Source organism: Microcoleus sp. w1-18aA5, from assembly GCF_036701705.1.
Lineage (GTDB): Bacteria > Cyanobacteriota > Cyanobacteriia > Cyanobacteriales > Microcoleaceae > Microcoleus.
The window spans coordinates 13,616-35,502 of sequence record NZ_JAUPTE010000011.1; the positions used below are offsets into that span (position 1 = coordinate 13,616).

The 21,887-nt window shown below is 46.4% G+C and carries 17 protein-coding genes; 12 read left to right on the plus strand and 5 right to left on the minus strand.

What is annotated here, in order from left to right; all coding sequences use genetic code 11:
• Positions 1–7: 7 nt before the first annotated feature.
• A complete protein-coding gene (locus Q5691_RS05880) occupies positions 8–1,459 on the plus strand; it encodes a hypothetical protein (RefSeq protein ID WP_333344150.1) in 1,452 nt (483 codons plus the stop codon).
• Positions 1,460–1,513: 54 nt separating this feature from the next.
• Here Q5691_RS05880 and Q5691_RS05885 read toward each other — a convergent pair whose 3' ends face one another.
• A complete protein-coding gene (locus Q5691_RS05885) occupies positions 1,514–1,681 on the minus strand; it encodes a hypothetical protein (protein WP_333344152.1) in 168 nt (55 codons plus the stop codon).
• A gap of 411 nt (positions 1,682–2,092) precedes the next feature.
• On the opposite strand from Q5691_RS05885, the gene Q5691_RS05890 reads away from it, so the two are divergent.
• The 11 genes from Q5691_RS05890 (at position 2,093) to Q5691_RS05940 (ending at position 16,367) form a co-directional block, all read left to right on the plus strand.
• On the plus strand, positions 2,093–4,918 hold the full coding sequence (locus tag Q5691_RS05890; protein WP_333213023.1) for an ATP-binding protein: 2,826 nt from the start codon (positions 2,093–2,095) through the stop codon (positions 4,916–4,918).
• Between the two features lie 11 nt (positions 4,919–4,929).
• The gene (locus Q5691_RS05895) at positions 4,930–6,306 is read left to right on the plus strand and encodes a response regulator (RefSeq protein ID WP_333344154.1); all 1,377 of its coding nucleotides are present in this window, start codon (positions 4,930–4,932) and stop codon (positions 6,304–6,306) included.
• A 71-nt stretch (positions 6,307–6,377) separates the two neighbouring features.
• A complete protein-coding gene (locus tag Q5691_RS05900; protein ID WP_333213021.1) occupies positions 6,378–6,530 on the plus strand; it encodes a thiamine S protein in 153 nt (50 codons plus the stop codon).
• Positions 6,505–6,723 carry a hypothetical protein gene (locus Q5691_RS05905; RefSeq protein WP_333213020.1) on the plus strand — a complete coding sequence of 73 codons (219 nt, stop codon included), beginning with the start codon at positions 6,505–6,507 and terminating at the stop codon, positions 6,721–6,723. Before Q5691_RS05900 ends, Q5691_RS05905 begins: the two co-directional genes overlap by 26 nt.
• A 326-nt stretch (positions 6,724–7,049) precedes the next feature.
• On the plus strand, positions 7,050–7,517 hold the full coding sequence (rimP, locus tag Q5691_RS05910) for a ribosome maturation factor RimP (protein WP_333040953.1): 468 nt from the start codon (positions 7,050–7,052) through the stop codon (positions 7,515–7,517).
• 268 nt (positions 7,518–7,785) lie between these two features.
• Positions 7,786–9,066 (plus strand): transcription termination factor NusA, encoded by a 1,281-nt coding sequence (gene nusA / locus Q5691_RS05915; RefSeq protein WP_333213019.1) that lies wholly within the window; start codon positions 7,786–7,788, stop codon positions 9,064–9,066.
• Between the two features lie 262 nt (positions 9,067–9,328).
• Positions 9,329–9,643 (plus strand): YlxR family protein, encoded by a 315-nt coding sequence (locus Q5691_RS05920; protein ID WP_333152294.1) that lies wholly within the window; start codon positions 9,329–9,331, stop codon positions 9,641–9,643.
• Between the two features lie 382 nt (positions 9,644–10,025).
• The gene (gene infB, locus Q5691_RS05925) at positions 10,026–13,190 is read left to right on the plus strand and encodes a translation initiation factor IF-2 (RefSeq protein ID WP_333344155.1); all 3,165 of its coding nucleotides are present in this window, start codon (positions 10,026–10,028) and stop codon (positions 13,188–13,190) included.
• Positions 13,191–13,556: 366 nt separating this feature from the next.
• Complete coding sequence (locus Q5691_RS05930; protein WP_333344156.1) at positions 13,557–14,297, plus strand: low-complexity tail membrane protein; 741 nt, start codon at positions 13,557–13,559, stop codon at positions 14,295–14,297.
• 241 nt (positions 14,298–14,538) lie between these two features.
• Entirely contained in the window at positions 14,539–14,763 is a 225-nt protein-coding gene (locus Q5691_RS05935; protein ID WP_333213016.1) for a hypothetical protein, read from the plus strand.
• Between the two features lie 422 nt (positions 14,764–15,185).
• Positions 15,186–16,367: a glycosyltransferase family 4 protein gene (locus Q5691_RS05940; protein WP_333344157.1), complete on the plus strand. Its 1,182-nt coding sequence runs from the start codon at positions 15,186–15,188 to the stop codon at positions 16,365–16,367.
• Between the two features lie 156 nt (positions 16,368–16,523).
• Here the strand turns inward: Q5691_RS05940 and Q5691_RS05945 are convergent, their stop codons facing one another.
• The 4 genes from Q5691_RS05945 to Q5691_RS05960 form a co-directional block, all read right to left on the minus strand.
• Entirely contained in the window at positions 16,524–17,651 is a 1,128-nt protein-coding gene (locus Q5691_RS05945; RefSeq protein WP_333213014.1) for a glycosyltransferase family 4 protein, read from the minus strand.
• Positions 17,652–18,398: 747 nt separating this feature from the next.
• On the minus strand, positions 18,399–19,607 hold the full coding sequence (locus Q5691_RS05950) for a DegT/DnrJ/EryC1/StrS family aminotransferase (protein ID WP_333213013.1): 1,209 nt from the start codon (positions 19,605–19,607) through the stop codon (positions 18,399–18,401).
• A gap of 556 nt (positions 19,608–20,163) precedes the next feature.
• Positions 20,164–20,739 carry an alpha/beta hydrolase gene (locus tag Q5691_RS05955; RefSeq protein WP_333213012.1) on the minus strand — a complete coding sequence of 192 codons (576 nt, stop codon included), beginning with the start codon at positions 20,737–20,739 and terminating at the stop codon, positions 20,164–20,166.
• 732 nt (positions 20,740–21,471) lie between these two features.
• Complete coding sequence (locus Q5691_RS05960; RefSeq protein ID WP_333213011.1) at positions 21,472–21,780, minus strand: DUF3493 domain-containing protein; 309 nt, start codon at positions 21,778–21,780, stop codon at positions 21,472–21,474.
• Between the last annotated feature and the right edge of the window lie 107 nt (positions 21,781–21,887).

Here is a 21,887-nt window from a genome sequence, read left to right on the forward strand (position 1 = left end):
ATCGCCAGTGACACTAAAACTACAGCCTTCTCAAACTCCAAACTCCCGCAAAAAATCACAACAAGTACCTTGGTTCGAGCGGTTCATGGCACTGGTCGCCCTAGGAAATTTAAGCCTAGTATTATTTGACATAACTTACGTGCCCGGACGTGATTTCTACCTCCGGCAACTGCCAGTTATAACTCAAGTATACGATCCATTTAAAGGAATTAAACCCCACCGAGACACCCAGCAATATCTGGAAACCTTAGAAGAATTAAAAATTCAAGTAGTGCAAACAGGGTTGCCCTCTCCCCAAGTAGCAGCCAAATTGCAGGAAATAAACAATCTGAGCGCGAAAATGATCGACGAAGATCCCTTTCGAGTAGCATCAAAAAGTGGCACCCTAGAAAAAATAAAAGACCGGATGCGCGATCGCGTCCCGAATCCGCAAGACTCCGCTAAACAATCATTCCAAAGATTCTGGAGCCAAGACTATTTAAACAAACAAGGCTGGCAAAAAGAAATCCAGTGGTTTGACTCCAAAATCCAGCCATTAATCGCCACCAACTATTACCGCGCGATCGGAGAAAACGGTGAATTCACCGATAACTTCTGGCTAATCGACCTGCCATTCATTGCCATATTCGCGATCGAATTTCTAGCCCGTACCTACTTGATCAGCCGCCGCCACCGCAGCGTTACTTGGCGAGCAGCCATGCTCTGGCGATGGTACGACATCTTCCTGCTGCTCCCATTCTGGCGCCTGTTGCGAATATTACCCGTCACAATTCGCATCCACCAAGCCAAAATGCCGGATCTCCAACCCATACGCACCCAAATCAGCCGAGGTTTCGTCGCCAACTTCGCCCAAGAATTGACCGAAGTTGTAGTAATTCAACTCATCAACCAGATGCAACAATCAATTACCACAGGCGAACTCGCTCGTCAACTTTTTAAATCCCCAAAACAGCGCTATCTAGACATCAACAATATCAATGAAATAGAAGCGATCGCCACCCATCTAGTGCAAATAACCGTCTACAAAGTCCTTCCCCAACTCCAGCCAGACCTAGAAGCCCTCCTCCGGTACAATATTGAAAGCTTCCTCAAACAATCCCCCCTCTATCAAGGATGGAAGCAAGTACCCGGCCTGGGAAACCTGCCCGAACAGCTAGCACAGCAATTAGTTGCAGAACTCTCAAAATTAGCCACCCTCGGCCCCCAAGATGCCTACGAAGCCTTCAAAATCGCCAGCGAAGACCCCATAAGCATCAAACTCTCCAGTCAGCTAGTTCAACATTTCGGGCAAGCTTTAGGAACCGAACTGCAACAGCAGCAAACCTGGCAAGAAATACAACTGCTGCTGTGCGACTTCCTAGAAGAGTTCAAAATCAACTACATTCAGCGGTTGAGCGAAGAAGACTTCGAGAAAATTTTAGAACAAGCCAAAGAACTGCAACGGATAGCCCCGCGTTAGGGCAAGTCTCCACCGCTTTACTGATTTTTTTCGTCCCCAATTAGCAATTAGCAATTAGCAATTACCCTGCTGTAACTCCTGCACATGAAACTTGCTGGGATTGTAAAGTTTCATGTGCGATCGGCATTCTCTACCAGAGTCATCTGCAGGGTTGTGCATCACATCTTCAGCGCGGTAGTGAGTTAGACCGCCGTTAGGCTTCTCAGCGGCCTGGGGTGTCATGTTTTTAGCGAGAAAGGTCAATTTTTTTAGACGTATATTATATCAATATATATGTAAGTTTGATGACATTCTACTTTTTAGAGACCCTCTGTAAAGTAAAGTTAAAAACTACTACACATAGCTCTAAACCAAGTAATCTATTAGATATGATTGCTAACTGGTTTTCTAAAGGCTAAAATAATTTACCAATTCTATAAAAAAATAAGGCGCGTCAGTATATTTAGTCAGATATTATTATACCCATACCACAAAAAATACGTAAGTAGCCATTCTTCTTTAAGCAAGTTACTGTTTCAAACTTTTCACTAACTATTATAGATTGCTTTTCAATATATATTTCCTCAGCCTCATTTCACTCTTCTCCCCTGAGATTTTTCAGCCAACTCGTTACCCCAGGAGTAACACCAATCAATGTCACAGACCTCTGCAACCACTTTCCTGTCAAACCGTTTTAAAAAAAAGGTGTCCCTGCGCCTAATTTTAGTATTCCCATTCGTTCTGCAAATATTTGTCGCCGTCGGGCTGACAGGCTGGCTATCCTTACGCAACGGGCAAAAAGCAGTCAACGAAGTGGCCAGCCAGTTGCGGAGTGAAATTACGGCCCGCATCCAGCAGCAGCTCAACACATACCTAGACACAGCCCCTCGCGTCAATCAACTAAATGCCAATGCCCTTCGACTAGGGTACTTAAATCCCGACGAATTGGAGAGTACGGAACGCTATTTGTGGGAGCAAATTCAAGCCTTTCCTTCTCTGCCCAATATGGGTTTTGCTAGTAAAACTGGAGAATTCATTGCCATTGAACGCCAAGAGAATGGCAAAGTAGTTTTTAAAATAGCAGACAAAGAGCATCGGAATGAACTTCATATTTATGAATCTGATAGCAAAGGCAATCAAACGAAGCTCTTAACAGTCTCCCGCAACTACAATATACTCAGCCGTTCATGGTATAAAGACAGTGTACGCTTAGGCAAGCCCACATGGAGCGAAATTTTTTCGCTTATAGGTCAGAAAACACTCTCGCTTCCTACCGGACATCCAGTTTATGACGAAAGTGGCGAGCTGCGCGGGGTATTCGTTGCTAATTTTCTGATTTCTTTCCTCAGTGACTTCCTGCACAGCTTAAACATCGGTCGTTCGGGACAGACATTCATTATGGAACGTTCGGGACTCCTAGTAGCCAGTTCAACTCTCAAAGAACCATTTATCACCAATAAAGACACGCTCGATCGCCTGAATGCTTTAGATAGCACAGATGATTTAATTCGGCTGACAACAGCGCATTTAAAAGAACGCTTTGGCGACCTCACTAAAATTAATAGCTCTCAGCAATTGGATTTTACGATCGCCGGCCAGCGGGAATTCCTCCAAGTTATGCCATTTCAGGATAGCCGAGGATTGGACTGGCTGATCGTCGTCGTAGTTCCTGAAAGCGATTTCATGGATCAAATTAACGCCAATACCCAGACTACCATTTTGTTGTGTTTCGGAGCCTTGGCCCTAGCTACCGTTTTGGGAATCTTAACCGCCCGCTGGATTACCAGCCCGATTCTCCGTTTGAGCGCAGCTTCTAGGGCGATCGCCAGTGGCGACTTAGAGAAAAATGTGCAGGTAAAAGGCGTAGAAGAACTAGAAGTTCTGGGGCAGTCTTTCAACCTTATGGCACAACAGTTGCGCGAATCCTTTGAGGCGCTAGCCAAGACCAATTCCGAGCTAGAAATTCGAGTAAAAGAACGCACCGCCCAACTCACGGAAGCCAAACAAATCGCTGATACTGCCAACCAAGCTAAAAGTGAATTTTTAGCGAATATGAGTCACGAATTGAGAACACCACTCAATGGAATTTTAGGATACGCTCAAATCCTAGAACGCTCAAAAACGATGGCTCCGAAGGAACTCCAAGGCATCAGTATTATTCACCAGTGTGGCTCCCACCTGCTAACCCTGATCAATGACATCTTAGACCTCGCTAAAATTGAAGCCCAGAAATTGGAACTGTACGCGAAAGATTTCCATTTTCCTTCCTTTTTACAGGGAGTCGCAGAAATCTGCCGCATCCGAGCCGAACAAAAAGGAATTGCTTTTGTTTATCAACCCAGTTCTGACCTGCCTGCTGGCATCCACGCTGACGAAAAACGCTTGCGACAGGTACTCATTAACTTACTGAGCAATGCAATTAAATTTACCGACGGTGGAGGGGTGACTTTTAAGATAGAACATCTAGAAAAGGGGACAGAGGAAAAGGTACAAAGCAATGACCAAAAGCCAGCCTCACCAATTCACAAAATTCGGTTTCAAATAGAAGATACTGGCGTTGGTATGACACCAGAACAATTAAAAAAAATATTTTTGCCTTTTGAACAGGTAGGAGAGAGCAAACGTCAGGCGGAAGGAACCGGACTAGGTTTAACAATTAGCCAGAAAATTGTCGAAATGATGGGTAGTACCATTCAAGTAAACAGTCAGTCACGAACAGGCAGTGTTTTTTGGCTAGATTTGGATTTATGGGAAGCGGCAGACTGGGCAAATACAGCCACGATTGCCAAGCAAAGAAAGCTGGTTGGCTACCAAGGTAGAAAGCAGAAAGTTTTGGTTGTGGATGACAAATGGGAAAACCTCTCGGTCATTGTCAATCTCCTGGAACCCATCGGCTTTGAAGTAACCGAAGCTAAAAACGGTCAAGAAGGTTTAGAAAAAATAGAAGAGTGTAAGTTTGATCTGATTATCACTGACTTGGTGATGCCAGTATTAGATGGCTTTGAGATGATGCGCCGTATCCGAAGCTTGTCACACTATAAAGACGTGGCAATCATTGCTTCATCTGCCAGTGTATTTGCTACCGATCAACATAAAAGTTTGGAGGGGGGAGCTAACGATTTTCTCGGTAAACCAGTGCAGGCAGAAGAGCTATTTGAGATGTTGCAAAAGTATTTAAAACTTGAATGGATATATGACGAACAAAAAAGTGAAAAAATTAGCACTATTCCCTTTTACTCTGATGCTAAATTACTTTCTGAATCGAAATTTGTAGTTGCTCCCCCGCCAGGAGAAATTGAACTCCTACTTGAACTGGCGATGAGAGGCAACGTGAAAGGAATTGTGAAGCGCACTGAGCACATAGAGAAATTGGATCAGAAATTTGTGTCCTTTGCTGTTGAGCTGCGCCAGTTAGCCCAAGGCTATCAGGTCAAAAAAATCAAAGAGTTTATTACATCCCACAGAATAGAAAAAGAATGAAGGCAGCAAATATGGAAACAAGTAGCATCTTAATCGTCGATGATAATCCTAGCAATCTGGACGTGCTTTCTGAAGCTTTAGCGGGTTCGGGATGGGAGATATTGGTAGCAACTGATGGCGAAACAGCCATCGAACAGGCTGAATATAGTCAACCTGATTTGATTCTGTTAGATGTGATGATGCCAGGAATTGACGGGTTTGAAACCTGTCATCGCCTGAAGGCAAGTCCGTTGACGAACGAAATTTCGGTAATTTTTATGACGGCTCTGTCTGACATAGGAGATAAGGTCAAAGGCTTTAATCTAGGGGCTGTGGATTACATTACTAAGCCTTTTGAACAAAAGGAGGTTTTAGCTCGCGTCAACCTCCATTTAACACTGCGTTCTTTGACTAAAACTCTCGCCGACCAAAATCTGCTTCTCAAACAGGAAATTGAAGACAGGCTCGCAGCAGAAGCAGCGTTACATCAGCTCGCGCAGGAGTTAGAAAAACGGGTGGAAGAACGAACGGCTGAACTTTCTCAAGCTTTGGATAATCTTAAAAAAGCTCAAGTACAAATAGTTCAAAGTGAAAAGATGGCTTGCCTTGGTCAACTTGTAGCTGGAGTGGCTCACGAAATCAACAATCCAGTTAGTTTTATCTCCAATAATATCCCTATTGCCAAGGAATATATTACCGATTTGATCGGGATGACCCGGCTTTGCCAGCACAACGTTAATTCGACATCAGAATTTGAGGATAAGTGCCAGGAGATTGAGTTAGATTTTATTGTTGAAGATTTGCCAAAAATTATTGATTCAATGGCGGTCGGAACAGAGCGACTTTACAATCTTTCTATGTCACTGCGTAATTTCTCTCGGTTGGATACATCGGCACTAACGCCAGTGAATATTCACGATGGGCTAGATAGTACCCTGTTGATTTTAGGTCATCGATTGAAAGGTAAAGGCACTCGCCCCGCTATTAAGGTTATTAAAGAGTACGGCGAATTACCGCTGGTCGAGTGCTATCCTGGGCAAATCAATCAGGTGTTTATGAATGTATTAGCGAATGCAATTGATGCTTTAGAAGAGTCTACGATCAGTTGTCCGCTCTGCGGGGAAAAGCAACAGAGCAATGACAATCCACAGATTCGGATCTGCACTGCAATGCTTCAGGGCGACAGAGTGGTGATTCGGATTGCTGACAATGGGCTGGGGATAACGCCGGAGATAATGCAGCATTTATTTACGCCGATGTTTACTACAAAATCAGTGGGTAAAGGGACAGGTTTAGGCTTGTCTATTAGTCGTGAGATTGTAGAAGCAAAACATGGTGGTACGCTGACCTGCATTTCCTCGCCCGAATGGGGGGTAGAGTTTGTAATTGAGCTTCCTATTCAGCATTAGTAATGGGGATTTTTTATGGTGAATCTTAGTTTGGCTGTTTGGTCAATATAGCGTTAATTTGGCGATCGCCCATGTCTAATCTACCAATCACCATCACTGTCAAACTCTTCGCCACCTATCAAGAAGCAGAGGGCTTGTCCGAACTAAAATTAGAATTTCCCAAAGAAACTCCCATATCGCAAGTCCTAAAACGCCTGAGTGCCACTCCGCATCGCAAGTCCTAAAACGCCTGAGTGTCACTCCCCCCCTGTTCTAGGATCGATCGCACCCGATCACGGTATCCACCAGGAATTTGCCCTCGCCCCACTCCAAAACGGCGATCAAGTCCTCCTCATTTCCCCTGTCAGCTATCCCCCTCTGCCCTCGGACAGTCGGCCGAGGGCGATCGGTTTGTCACCGGGCGGGCGATCGAGCTAAACTGAGAACTGAGGCCTCCCTTCGATCAGAAGAAGTCCTCAAACTTCTTGGAAGAAATTGTTTTACCTAGGAGTGGGTCAAGCCCACTTTTTTTGTTGCATTAGTCGCAGGAAAAGAGCTCAGGGCGTCTGACTTGCAAGTTGAGGACTGATTTAGTAGGGGTACCCCCCCCGCTTGAGATCCCCTGCTGGGATGTTGGGTAAGTCCCAAAGTTGAAGACGAAAGTCGCAGCCACCTAATCAAACCACCTCAAAGCCAAGCAATCTCAACACCAAATTTTTCCTTGCCCGTGTCCGAGTTTAGGAGTTTTAACTTAAGTATTCGATATGACTCATCCCCTAATCCCACAAATCATTGACTTAGCTACCCCCGTTGCGGAAACACTGGGATTGGAAGTAGTGGGAGCAGTGTTTCACACCAACCAAAATCCTCCCGTCTTGCGGGTAGACATCCGCAACCTCCAACAAGACACGGGTTTAGCAGACTGCGAGCGCATGAGCACAGCCCTCGATGCTGAGTTAGAGGCAGCCGACATCATACCCGATGCCTACGTGCTAGAGATTTCCAGTCCCGGAATATCCCGATTGCTCAGCAGCGATCGAGAATTTATTACCTTTAAAGGTTTCCCCGTGACAGCCAAAACCACCGAACCGGACTCGCGAATCAAAGAGTGGAAAGGACTACTCCTGGGCCGGGATGAAACAGCGGTTTATCTCAATCAAAAAGGGCGACAGGTTAAAATTCCCCGCCCTCAGATTGTCAAAGTTGAACTAGACGAAGGAAAGGAGATGTAAGGAAATTTTGAGTTTTGAGTTTTGAGTTTTGAGTTTTTCGATTGCCTCGCAGCAAGCTGAAAACGCTTGGCTGCGAGTTAATTTTTAACAATCACATCTGTAGCAGCGGGTTGAAGAGGAACAACAAATAAATTGTTACTGCACCTAGCTTCCCTAATCCTATCCAGTAACTCATCACTCCTCTGTCATCACTTTTTCTGGAAAATTTCCAAGTACCAATTACCGATTACCAGTTACTTATTACCACAGCAAAAAAGGAGAGTTTTATATGTCAATGGTTCCCCTGCCCGGACTAAAAGAAATGGTCGAAGGTATTAGCAAAGAACGCAATTTACCCAAACACGCCGTCCAAGCAGCCTTGCGAGAAGCCCTGCTCAAAGGATACGAACGCTACCGCCGTACCCAAAAACTCGATCACTTCAGCGAAGAATACTTCGACAACTTTGATGTAGAACTAGACGCAGAACAAGAAGGTTTCCGCGTTTTAGCCAACAAAACTATTGTCGAAGAAGTCATCAATCCCGATCACGAAATCTCACTTTCCGAAGTGCAAGAAGTAGCCACGGAAGCTCAGCCTGGGAGCATTGTGCTCGTAGACGTAACACCAAATCAAAAAGAATTTGGTCGCATGGCCGCGATCCAGACCAAACAAGTTCTAGCTCAAAAACTGCGCGACCAACAGCGCAAAATGATTCAAGAAGAGTTTAAAGATTTAGAAGAAACAGTTCTTCAAGCAAGAGTTCTCAGGTTTGAGAGGCAGTCGGTAATTTTAGCAGTTACCAGCAGCTTCGGTCAGCCAGAAGTAGATGCCGAACTCCCTAAGCGCGAACAGTTGCCCAACGACAATTACCGGGCAAACGCTACATTCAAGGTTTATCTCAAAAAAGTAGGCGAAGGCTCTACTAGAGGGCCGCAGTTACTTGTTTCTAGAGCGGACGCAGGTTTGGTGGTTTACCTGTTTGCTAACGAAGTACCAGAAATAGAAGACGGGGTGGTGAGGATTGTCGCCGTAGCCAGGGAGGCAAATCCGCCATCCCGGCACGTCGGCCCCCGGACTAAAATAGCAGTTGATACTCTCGATCGCGACGTAGACCCTGTAGGAGCCTGCATCGGAGCGCGGGGATCGCGGATTCAGGTAGTAGTCAACGAATTGCGCGGCGAAAAAATCGACGTGATCCGCTGGTCTCCAGACCCAGCAACTTATATTGCTAACGCTCTGAGTCCCGCTAGAGTAGATGAAGTGCGTTTAGTTGCTCCAGAAGGCAGGAGAGCTCACATTTTGGTCGCTGAAGACCAACTGAGTCTTGCCATTGGCAAAGAAGGTCAGAATGTCCGCCTCGCAGCCCGCCTAACCGGTTGGAAAATCGATATCAAAGATATTGCTAAGTACGATCGCGCCGCCGAAGACAGCAAATTGGCAGCAGAAGCAACTAGGCTCGAAGAACTAGAAGGCGACTACGAAGAACTAGAAGGCGACTACGACGAGGAAACCGCAGAATTTGAGGAAGAGGAGGCAGCCGCCACGGAGGAAACCGAAGCCGCAGTCTAAAAACTGTGACATTTACCGAAGAAGAATTCAGAATTCAGGAGCCAGAATCCAGCATGGGTTCTGTGCGACAGGATGGAGAATCGAGCTTTAAAGCCCCCGATTTTAATCGTGGAGCCGAAAAAATTCTTTCCGTGACCCTTACCCCTGACTTGGGGCATGGCGTATTTTGAATTCTGAATTCTGTCTTCTGACTCCTTGTCATAAGATTTTCTATCTTCGCCAGACAAGGAGGATTTGTCCCCTACTCCCCCTCTCACAAGAAATGAAACCGAACTACCGGTGCTGTGCAAGTTGTCGAAAAATAGCTCCTAAGGAAGCTTTTTGGCGAGTAGTCAGGCTCTATCCTTCTCATCAGGTACAATTAGATCGTGGCATGGGCCGTTCTGCTTACCTTTGTCGGGAAGCAGAATGCCTCAAAGCAGCTCAGAAAAAAAATCGACTTGGGCGATCGCTCAAAGCGTCTGTGTCTGACGAACTGTACCAAACACTTTGGCAGCGTTTAGCCACATCTGACTGTACATCTTACTCTGGCCTAGCCGGACGAAAAACCGACAATAGTTCGGCATCGACTGTATAAACCCTCTTGGCAGCCCTACCAGTAATTACCGGTAGCGCCAGCTATAAAACCCCAATCCGATCTGCCCACCAGTCTGGAAAGATTTGTGTCAGATTAGATAAGGGTAGGGTACTAGCAGAGGTATCCTCAAGGTGGAAAGGCAAACTTTGAAGCTTGAGAGAGTGGGTTTTGCCAAAACTCAGACTTCGGAGTTCCAAGTTCCCAAACAGACTTGAGAATTCTTCAACCGCAGACTTCAGCGAGTTGCATCTTTTAGATAAAATTGCTGAGCGAGTACCAAAACCCCGATTCCTGACACTGAATCAATCACACCGAATGATGTCGTCATTAGCACAAAAAATCACAATGTAAAAACTGGTTGGCACAAAAGAGGGCAGAGTGGATGAACAACGGCAAAGTAAGAATTTACGAATTATCACGGGAACTAAATTTGGATAATAAAGACATCTTGGCAGTTTGCGAGCGGCTCAATATTTCAGTCAAGAGCCACAGCAGCACAATTACAGAATCCGAAGCAGAGCGCATTCGCAAAACGGCGGAAAAATACGTAGCCAGTAGCCACTCTTCCCCCGGCAAGCCAGCTCCACCCGAAAGAGCAGCAGCGCCATCTAGAGAATCTGGCCCTCACCCTAACGACCAACAAAAAAAGCAGCAAATTTTAGAAATACGCAGTCCAAAAGTACGATCGGCTGGTGCAAACTCCCAGCCTGCAGGCAACGAGGAGAACCAAAATCAGCCGGCGGCAACCGTGGCAACTCCTCCCAAGTCGCCTGCAGCTCAACAACTCCAGCCTCCCGCTAAACCGAATATCAATCGACCTGTACTGTCGAAGCCAAATGTCGCTGTGTCGGCGGCTCCGTCAGAAGTGTCGGAAAATGTAGGTGCGATCGCCCCGGAAACCATCGCTCAGGCTCAGGCACCGTCGGCACCTCAACCGCCGTCGGAAAAGGCTCCAGAACGCACCCAGCAACCGCCACTCGCGCCGATCGCGCCCTCGGCAAAACTCACGTCGCCGCCCGTCAGAGGGGCGTCCGATTCGGCTAGCCGTACCCCACAAAATCTGGGGAACAAGCCGGTACTCAAACTTGCAAAAACCGAGCAAGAGCAATCAGGACAGTCAGAAACTCTGGAAGCGCCGGCTAAACCGAGCCGCCCCAGCAGACCTGCACCGGGATCTCCTACCGAATCTCGCGACGCGCAAAGACCGCGCCGGGAAGGCGCTGGTGGTCCAGTCAAAACTCAACTTGCCGATCGACCCCAGCCCGGTGGCCCGCGCCGGAGCCTTGCCCCCGCAACGTCAGCTACCGGGCTGCGTAGCCGCGGCGGTGACACCGGAGCCGCAGGGGATGACACTGATGACAATGAAGAAGATAATACGCCGTTGCTGGGGATTACTCTCCTCGAAAGGCCCTCTCTCCCTCGTCCTGCCAAAAAGACATCGGTCATTTGGGAAGAAGATGATGACGAAAACTCAGATGCTGCCAAAGCTGCCAAGGCTGTTAAGGCAAAACGTTCTCGCCTCAAACCAATAGATGAGGATGACGACGACTTAGAAAACGGCTTGGATATGCCAGCACCAGTCACGGTCAGCCTGTCCCTAGCCCGCCCAGCTAAAGCGAAGTCACAAGCAGCACCCAAGTCAACACCAACTCCGGGCGCACCCGGAAGCAGTGGAAAAAATAAAAGACCGGGCCCTTCTCACGATAAAAGTTCTTCTAGTTCTAGTGGGGGACGGGGCAACCGGGGCAAAACAGCCGAAGCTAAGGTAGAACGTCCAGAAAAGCTGCTGCTGAGCAGACCGATGACCGTTCAGGAACTAGCAATTACTTTGGCAGTTCCCGAAACCGAAATTATTAAGCGGCTGTTCTCTAAAGGAATTGCGGTAAATATTACCGAAACCCTGGACATTCCAGCGGTGAGGATGGTAGCCGAAGAAATGGGCGTAGAGGTGGAAACCCCAGAAAAAGTAGCGCCAGCTATCAAAGTGATCGAGATGCTGGACGCAGCGGATTTGGAATACCTCGAACGCCGTCCGCCAGTCGTAACGATTATGGGTCACGTGGATCACGGTAAAACTACCTTGCTCGACTCGATCCGCAAAACCAAGGTGGCTCAGGGAGAAGCTGGGGGCATTACCCAGCACATCGGTGCTTACCACGTAGATGTGGTACACGAAGGCAAGAGCCAGCAGGTGGTATTTTTGGATACGCCCGGTCACGAAGCCTTTACAGCGATGCGGGCTCGGGGAACACGGGTTACGGACATCGCCATCTTGGTGGTGGCGGCGGACGACGGCGTGCGACCCCAGACAATTGAAGCGATCAGCCACGCGAAAGCGGCGAAAGTGCCAATTGTTGTGGCTATCAATAAAGTTGACAAGGAGGGTGCTCAGCCGGAACGGGTGAAGCAAGAGCTTACTGAGTACGGCTTGGTGGCAGATGACTGGGGCGGTGATATCACGATGGTTCCAGTCAGCGCTATCCGCGGCGAAAACCTGGATACTCTGTTGGAAATGATTCTGACAGTGGCGGAAATGGAAGACCTCAACGCCAACCCGCACCGACCGGCTAAGGGTACTGTGATTGAAGCTCACCTCGACAAGGCAAGGGGGCCTGTGGCAACTCTGCTGGTGCAGAACGGCACTCTGCGAGTGGGCGATATTGTGGTCGCAGGCTCGGCTCTGGGCAAGGTGCGCGCCATGATCGATGACCGGGGCGATCGCGTAGAGCACGCAACTCCATCCTTCGCGGTGGAAGTGCTAGGGCTGCGGGAAGTTCCTCGCGCCGGAGACGAGTTTGATGTCTTCGCAAACGAAAAAGAAGCGGCAGCGATCGCCTCTGGAAGAGCTACCTCCCAACGAGATTCCCGCTTGCTGCAAGGCGGTCGGATCAGCCTCAGTGGCTTCTCTCAACAAGCTAAGGAAGGCGTTCTCAAAGAACTCAACTTGATCTTGAAGGCAGATGTCCAAGGCTCCCTCGAAGCAATTGTCGGCGCTCTGACTCAACTTCCTCAAAAAGAAGTTCAACTCCGACTGCTGCTATCTGCTCCTGGGGAAATTACCGAAACGGATATTGACCTCGCTGCAGCCAGTAATGCTGTAATTATCGGGTTCAATACTACTCTCGCCACCGACGCTCGCCTCGCCGCTGACCAAGCGGGGGTAGACGTGCGGGAATACGGCATCATCTACAACCTCTTGGATGATATTCAAGGGGCGATGGAAGGTCTGCTGGAACCAGAATTGGTGGAAGAACCTTTGGGTCAAGTCGAAGTGCGCGCTGTCTTTGCGATCGGTCGCGGGGCTGTGGCTGGATGTATGGTACTCTCTGGCAAAGTCATCCGTAACTGTAAGGTGCGGGTGCGCCGGGGTAACAATGTCGTTTACGAAGGTGTCCTCGACTCCCTAAAACGGATGAAGGAAGATGCAAAGGAAGTCAATGCTGGCTTTGAATGCGGTATTTCCTTGAGCGGATTTAGCGACTGGGCGGATGGCGATATTATTGAAGCCTACCGGATGGTTACTAAGCGCCGGACTCTCTCTCAATAGTTTTGAGTTGTGAGTGTTGAGGGGGAAGAGAATTTTTGAGCGATCGCAACCAAATTGCCGATCGCTCGCAACTCTTCTCTTCACTCAATACTCCCAAACTCATCTGACAGTTGACAGTTGACAGTTGACCGAAAGAAGAATAAAGAAGGAATTAAGAACTTCCTAATCGTCTTTACCCTTGCTTAAAATTTAAAATTCGCTCGCTCAAATAAGACTTACCGAAATAAACCAGATTTCTGCTTGTAAGTCCTCGGTTTGATAGCTAAATATTTACTCCTGGCATCGGATTTCAGAGTCAAGAGTGCATCCCAAAATCTCAAAATCCAAGATTCAAAACTCCTAATTCATAACTCATAATTATTTAAAGTGCGTTCTTTTTGGTCAGATCCTTTTTTGTGGATTCACCTTTCTGGGGCGGCTACACTGCCGATTTTCCTGGGACTGTGCTTGCTGGGACTCGCAGTGGGTTCTCCCCTGCTCCCTGTCTGGTTAGAAATATTTTTAGTGGCTGTAGCCGGTATTGTTCCTGTGCTGTGGATGCAGTGGTTCCGCCCTTTTTACATTTTTAGTATTTTAGTTGTGGCGGTGAAACCGCAGAATTTAACTTCTTTGCAGCAGCAGATTCTGACTCGGTTTAAAACTAAGTTAAATAAAGGACTCGCTCTATTTGTCGCTGTTTTGCTGGCAATAATTTTGTGGCAGCTTTACCGATTGGCTCCCCTGGCGGCTTCGGTGGCTCCCTTTCCTCCTTCCTGGCGGTGGGCTGGATTGTTGTTGGCAGTTGCTGCTTTTTTAGCTAGCAATCTGTTTTTGCAGGTGTCTGCTAGTGTCATGGCGGTTTTGCTGACGCCGGAATCAGAATTTGCAGCGACAAAGCCTCATGTTTTAGAAAAAATTCGGCAGGATTTTACGATCGCGCCTTGGCAAGTCGATCGACTTTTGCCGGCTTTGGCAGCCGAGACAACTGCCCCTGTGGCTGCACCCGCAGAGTCAATTGGGCTAGCATCCAGCATAGGGAATTTGTCAGTCGGCAGTATTGTCAACCCAAAACCTGCTGACACCAACGGCGTTACATCTCTACCCGAAGAGTCGATCGAAAAAAAGTGAAATAAAAAATTAAGAGGGGGACAATTGTAGTTTAAGCTACTTTAATTTGTACAGATGTATGCTGTACAAAAAATAGGTAAGGCCCCTCTTCGGATAGAGATTATTAATAGTCTTAATATTTAATTTTTAATCGCAGGTTGTGGATATTTTATGTTGGCTCTTGGGAGAGAAGAATCTATAATAGAGAGTGTCAAGGTCAGCTTTCAATCCTTACAAGGGATTAAAACAGAGGTATAACAATATGGCGAATTATCTACCCATCGCACAAGAACCTCAAGCCGCCGAGCCGATCGAGCTGTGCGGAGATTCTGAAATCTGGGGCAGTCTCAAATCCGCGATCGGTGCAAGTTCAGGATTTCAACGCTGGCAGCTAGAACTCAATTTTGAGCGTCAGCAGCAAAATGCCACCATCGATCAGCAGGTTCGTTCCTATCTGCGGGAAACTTTAGAAACTTTGGCTTATTGAGTACCCTAAAACCAAATATTGTCACGGTTTGTGAATTTTATAGCCCAATTCTGCTGGCATCCCCTCCAATATGCTAAGTGAGTGCCGATAGTGAGTGTCGAGAGTGAGTGTCGATCGCAACTTCGGAGATCAAATTGCAGGGGACAGTATTTCTCCTTACTTAGTCGGGATTAATTCCCGCATTCTACTGGCAACACACACTTGAAAAATTCCGAGAAAATTAGCCTGAAAGCCCCCATACAAAGCGACTGCGGCCGCTATCTATTGATCTGCCTGTTGCCGGAACTGTTTATAATAAGGCTGAAGCAAAATAAAATTAATAGTGCGGTTGTGGCGGTACATCAAACCGTCCCCATCAACATACTTACAAACTTTTTGCACCGTAAGTCCTATTAAATAGTCTACAACCAGAGTAGAGGAAAATGCGCTTAGTAATAGTTCAGTATGCCGGCGATTACGCAGAAGCCTTTGAGCGTTTAGCCAAAGGTGGAAGCGAAACATACTACGCTCAAAAATATTCTGTTGATGCCGTCACCGAGATGGCAAAACGAGCTGAGTCAGTAACGGTTATTTGCTGCATGACACCCGAATTTAACGATCGGGTTCTAGAAAACGGCGTGCGGGCGATCGGTTGCGGATTTAATTACAAAATTGATTCCCAAAAATTGATCGAGTTAATTGCCCAGCAAAATCCGACTCATTTAGTCCTGCGGACGACTTTTCCCGACCTTTTTAAGTGGGTCATTAAAAAGGAAATTAAAACCATCGCTGTATTTGCCGAATCTATTGCAACAAAAACTTGGCGCAATAAATACCGCAACTATTTCCTATCCCGATTGTTAAATAACGAGCAAATAGAATGGGTTGGAACTTACGGCATTACTTCATCTTTATTGTTCAAAGAAATAGGAGTAAAAGCTGATAAAATAATTCCCTGGGACTTTCTCTTAGAGACCAATCCCGGCTCTTTGTCGCCGAAAACCATCCCTGCGGACATCAAAAAAATTCAACTTTTTTACGCTGGCTCGTTAGTACAAAGTAAGGGAGTGGGCGATATATTGAGCGCCGTAGCAAAGTTAAGAAAACGGAATAATATATCAGTTCACTTAAAAATGGCAGGTACAGGTGAAGAGGAGTTTTTTGCCCAGCGAGTCGAAGAGCTGCAAATTAAAGATTGTGTAGATTTTCTGGGAATCGTGCCAACTCACACTTTAGAACCTTTAATGAGAGAATCCGATCTCGTGTTAGTTACTAGCAGGCACGAATATCCCGAAGGTTTTCCCCTGACAATTCAGCACGCTTTACGCACTAGAACACCGATAGTAGCTTCGGATCACCCGATGTTTAAAACCCACTTAAAACACGGTATTAATTCGATGATTTTTGAGGCGGGGAACTCTCTGGCTTTAGCAGAATGTATCGAAAAAGTTATTTCGGATTCAGCGCTTTACCACAATCTTTCTGTCGCTTCTCACTCAACCTGGCAGGAGTTGCGTCTGCATGTCAAATGGGCGGACTTGCTCGATCGCTGGCTGGATGATTCTCCTGAAAGCAAACAGTGGTTATTTGAACAACGACTAGCTTCTGGAGCCTATAACTCATGACAAAGTTAATAATTAGGTCAACCTAATTAAACTTGAGTAGGACTTCTATCTAGTCCTGTCATATAACCCTCATCGGGCAAGTCGTGAGGACGAAGAGTCGTTTCTTAAAGATTTTAACAAATAAGGACTCTTCGTCAGTCCTCTCCTATTGAGTTTTTATTTTGCCTGCATTTTTTGCCGAATCTGCTCTCCGCGCCTAGCCGCAACTTTTGGCCAAGTAAACTCCAAAGCTCGCTGGCGGGCGGCGGCTCCCATCTTAGCCCGCAAATCAGGAGAATTAGATAGTTTTCGTAGTGCCTCCACCCAGGCGTCAGTATCGTAAGGAGGAAGAATTATGCCCTCAACGCCATCACGCACCACACCACCTCCTCCCATCGGTGAAGCCAGAATCGGCAAACCATGACCCATTGCTTCATAGATAACGAGTGCGCTACCTTCCTCCAGACTGGGAAAGGCAAAAAAGTCAGCTTGGCGATAGGCAGAACTGTAGTCCAAGGCATAATCAAAGTGAACTACATCAGGACGTTTCAGCAAATGGCTGCAAGTGTGAGCAATCGCCGGTTCGAGGGAGCCAAAAATTGTCAGCTTTCCCTTAATCCCAGCTCGCTCCCAAGCCTGCAAGAGCAGGTGAGTCCCTTTGCGGACGCAGGCAAAACCTAGGAAAAGGACGTTAACTTCCTCTGAGGCCGGTTTTTGGGATTGATAATTGGGGAAACGCGACGGCGACCAACCTTCAGTGGTTAACAGCAGTTTTTCTTCAGGAACTCCGGCTTCTTGAAATGATTTTACTACTGCCGGACTGGGACAAAACAGAAAGTCAACTAGCTTGAGTTTTTGCTCTTCGGTCTTAATTTTTTCTGGGGTAATTGCGTGTTGAGGTTGCAATTCCAAGCGAGAGTAAGCATCGTCAAGGATACTCTTAGCTTGACTTTGACAAGTATTAACTCGCTCCCAAAAAATCGGCTTACTTTGCTTGTTAACGCTCTTTACAGTATCTAATGATATAGCGGGCCACAAGTAGGCAACATCAAAATTTTTGATATCTTTGAGAAAACGCTTCTCTGCCTTGATTTTGGGAGCACTAGGGCTGCGGTAATAAAAGTTTGTCAGAAATGACGGAATTGCTTCAACTATATTTGAGTTGCGGCAGGAGCGATCGCAACTCGGGACAACCATGCGAGCATTCAGCTCAGGTTTTTGCCATTCTTTGCATACTGAAAAAAATACGTGGCTGATGGCTCGGTCATTGCAATGAATTGGGAATAAAGCACTCAGTTTTAACATAGGATTCATCTTGAATTAACTAAAGTTTTTCTAGTTGTTTCTAAACACGGAGATAGAAAAATGAGGCTCGGTTTAGAGACCAGTCTTGTTTGATTGAAAAGTAGATTCTGCCCTCTGACAGTGATTGTATGGTGACAACATAACATTAAGTAAATTCACTGACAAGGCCCTGAACCAAAAATTATGTATTTTTACTGTAAAGAATGAAACAGCAGCATCCAGAATGCGCTGAAAATTTTTCCAAGATGTTTGGCTTACTATTAAATAGGGCTTTTCAAGCGTTTTAGATAACGTGGCGATTGAAATTGCTGCTACACCTACTCTCCTAGTGGATATTACGTACTAAAATCACTGACCGAAAATATCCAGAGTACAAGCTCCCGGATCGCGGCCGCGGATCAGGTCTGACTCATCTGGGCATCCGATCAAACGGAAAATGGTACAGGCCGCTTTTGTGGCATCTAAAATCTCAAATTTCAAATCTCAAATCCATCGACCGGGTATTAAACCCGGAGTTGGTATAGCAGAAGGAACAAGGAAGAAGTTCGCCACCCCTGCTCCCTCCTTGGGGGGAATCAGAAGGTAAATGCAATAAAATCAATGGTTTGGGCTATTAAAAACCTCCGGTGGAACCGAAAAGGTTGCTAGATCATTACCTTCCAAAGGGCGTTGTGGAGTTAAAAAACATCCTAGCTGCTTTTCTTCAAAAACAGCTAGGATGTTTGTATGGCAAACTATTTCAGGATTTTAGCCTGCTGTTGCAAAAGCTGGATTCTTAGTTTTGCCGATCGCCAAACATTTTTTAACAGCAGCAATTACATCTTCCACATCTGCATCTGTTAATTTGGCCGAAATCGGCAAGCTAACTGTATGCCGCCCAATGTAGCCAGCATTCGGATAATCTTCGGTATGCCATCCAAACATTTTTTGATAGACAGGATGTTCCGGCATACTCATATAATGTACGCCGACACCGATATTTTCAGCATTGATAGCGTCGAGAAATTCGTCGCGGCTGATTCCAGTTTTGGCTTCATCTACCAGAATGGTGTACAGGTGATAAGCATGAATTGTATCCGGTTCGGGGTTGGCTGGCAAAGTAATCGGCAAATCCGCAAATGCTTCGTTGTATCGCTGCCAAACCTGCTCCCGACGCTGCCAATAAGGCGTGACTCGTTTCAATTGATGAATGCCGATCGCAGCTTGCAGATCCATCATATTGTATTTAAAACCGACTTCCACCACTTGGTAGTGCTTGTAACCCGAGTCGCTGAAGCGCTTCCAAGCATCTTTGCTCATACCGTGCAGCGCTAAAATGTTGAGCCTGTCGGCGTCTTCTTGACTGGCGGCCAGAATCATTCCTCCTTCCCCGGTCGTAATGTTTTTGGTGACATAAAAGCTGAAGCATCCGAAGTCGCCAAATGTGCCTGCTTTCCGTCCCTTGTACTCTGTTTCGATCGCGTGAGCACAGTCTTCAATTAACTTCAAGTTGTGACGGCGAGCAATCTCGCAAAGCGCATCCATATCGCAGGGACGACCTGCGAAGTGAACCGGCAAAATTGCTTTAGTTTTTGAAGTGATTTTAGCTTCGACTTGAGCCGGGTCAATATTCATTGTCACCGGATCTACATCCGCCAATACTGGTGTTGCCCCGGCGTGGATGATGGCATTTACTGTAGCGCAAAAAGTCATCGGAGTAGTAATGACTTCATCCCCCGGTTCCAAGCAAGCAGCGAGGACGCTCAAGTGCAGTCCCGCCGTACAGGAATTGACTGCAATCGCGTACTGGGAACCCTTGTAAGCATTGAATTCGTCTTGAAACTTCCTGACTTTAGGGCCTGTACCCAACCAACCTGTTTTCATGGTTGCCACCACTTCTTGAATTTCAGCATCTTCGATCGCCGGAGCACCGAAAACCAAGAAACGGTCTTTTGAACGAATAGGATTGTTGTTCATGTTGCTAGTCTTACCCAGTAAGTAAACTTGATCAAATGGAAGTGTTAATGAATGCAGTATCAGCGTTTTTTATCCAGATCTTTTGCTAATACCTTGTGTAATGGCATCTTTTGTATAACAAGCTTACTAATGACAAGCCGTTTTTTCGCAAGCGCCTGACCCTGACATAATTTATATATTTTAAGATAGAGAATCTGCAATGTCCAGTAGATCGTATTTCAGTTTATGGGTGATACACAAGCTCTTACCCGCATTTTTTACTTTAAATATTTTTTTAGAAAAAGTTTTCTTTCTCTATAAATTTTTTGTAAGATGTCGAACATCTATCCAGAGAAAGATTTGACAGCGAAGTTATCTGATTTGTGATTTTTAATTTTAGAATTAGGAATGACAGATTCCCGTGAGGTTTGGAGCTTGGGTGGAGTTAGATTTTGTTTTAACTCGTGTAAAAATTAGGCAAATTTTGCACAAAAAAATGTAACTCCCCTGTAATTGATGCAGGTTCAGCAACATTCTGCGATCGCTCCAAGCAATCAACCATCCTTGACCAAATCCACTACAATCGAGGCAGACGAATCTTGTTCAAAATGTCTTGCAGCCGTTCTGAAACGCCGCCCAATTGTTCTGACAAAGCTACAAGTTTGCCGTAAGCTTCAACTAAGCGATCGCCCTCCACATAAACTTCTGGAGTAGGATAATTCTTCATCGCTTCCAGCAGGGTAATCTCGTTATCATTAGTTGCAGACAGCACCAAGGCAGATCTCAAAGCTTCTCGATTTGCATTCCCAGAAGGAGTGCGAATTACCTGACCCACTTCATCGAGAATTATTTCGCCAACCTTGCTGTTAAGCGTCCGACCCAAAAAGCTTTGACTGACTTTCACTGGTCTCGTCAGACTGTTGCGAACCGCTTCCGGGTCTTTTTTTGCTTTTCCCAGCAGCATTTCTAACGCGGGCGACATTTGCCCAGTTTCTGCAAAAAATTCTAATTCGCTGACGGGTAAAGTCATTCGGATCGCACTGTATTTGAGCACTACCTTTTCGGCAGCCGCCGCAGCATTACTGTAAAATACAATTCCCGCGCCTGCTGCTAAAAATAACGTCCACCGCTTTTTGAAAAATGATCGACCCATAGTCAAATCTCCTAACATCTTTTTCTACTTCGACTTTGACACATCTCATTAGTTACTGCCCAGGCTCAGGTCTTCGGCAAATGCCAAATTATTCGATCGCCCCAGCACTTATACCATTTTAGATTTTAGATTTTAGAATTGCGAATTAGTGAGGACGATCGTGGTTTCCCGCCTCGGCCAAGAGTTGCATGATTTTTGGGAACTGGTATTCCCTATATCGGATGCTAGGCAAAAAACTCGGTTCCGGGCGCTGCTACTGGCCTCTTTGAGATTGTAGATTTGCGGATTAGTGAGGACGATCGTGGTTTCCAGCATCGGCCAAGAGTTGCATGATTTTTGGGAACTGGTATTACCTGTATCGGATGCTAGGCAAAAAACTCGGTTCCGGGCCCTAGTACGGGATTTTGACTCTGTACGCGGTGGACACCCTACTGATTCTATCTCCCCAGCTCCTGAGCCTATCAAAATGCCGAACGCCAGCTCTTCTATCAGTGAAGGCTGGCGCTGGGCTTAAATTTATTTTATATATTTAGGGTCTTTATGAAAGCTGACCCCAATTGAACGAATTACAAGCGGTTTATGATTAGGGCCTTTAAATTTGCTGACCCCAATTGAACCCACATCATTATCATTACAGGGATCGCTGGTAAACCAGGATTTCATAATAATTTCTTTATATTTCTAACTTTTCCTTACGTCACATAGATATTTGTCTCGATTTGTAAATTTTTGTTACTTCGACTTCGGGGATCGGCCCTCGGCGCGCTGCTCCCAGCGAAACAGGAACACCATCAGGGCCACAACTGCGACTTGGATGGCAAAATTAGGCAAAGCAGAACCAATTTCCCGGCCAGAGGCAATTTTAGCGAGGAAAACCAAGCCGCCGATAAAGCCCGAAGCGCCACAAGCTACGTAAACAAACTGTCGCAGAGGCCGGTAGGGAGTGGCCATTTCTGCGGTTAAACGCTCGTATTGTTGGCGGCTGAGGTTGCGCGGGTTTTTGGGGATGTTTGTGCGATCGTCCGAATTTGGGGCTGGCATAGATTTAGAAAATAAGTAAATTAGGATTGGGTCACAAAAATCCGGTTTATACCAAAAATCCTCTGGCTTAGGTAGCAAATACTAGGGAAAAACCGGGTTTTTGGTAC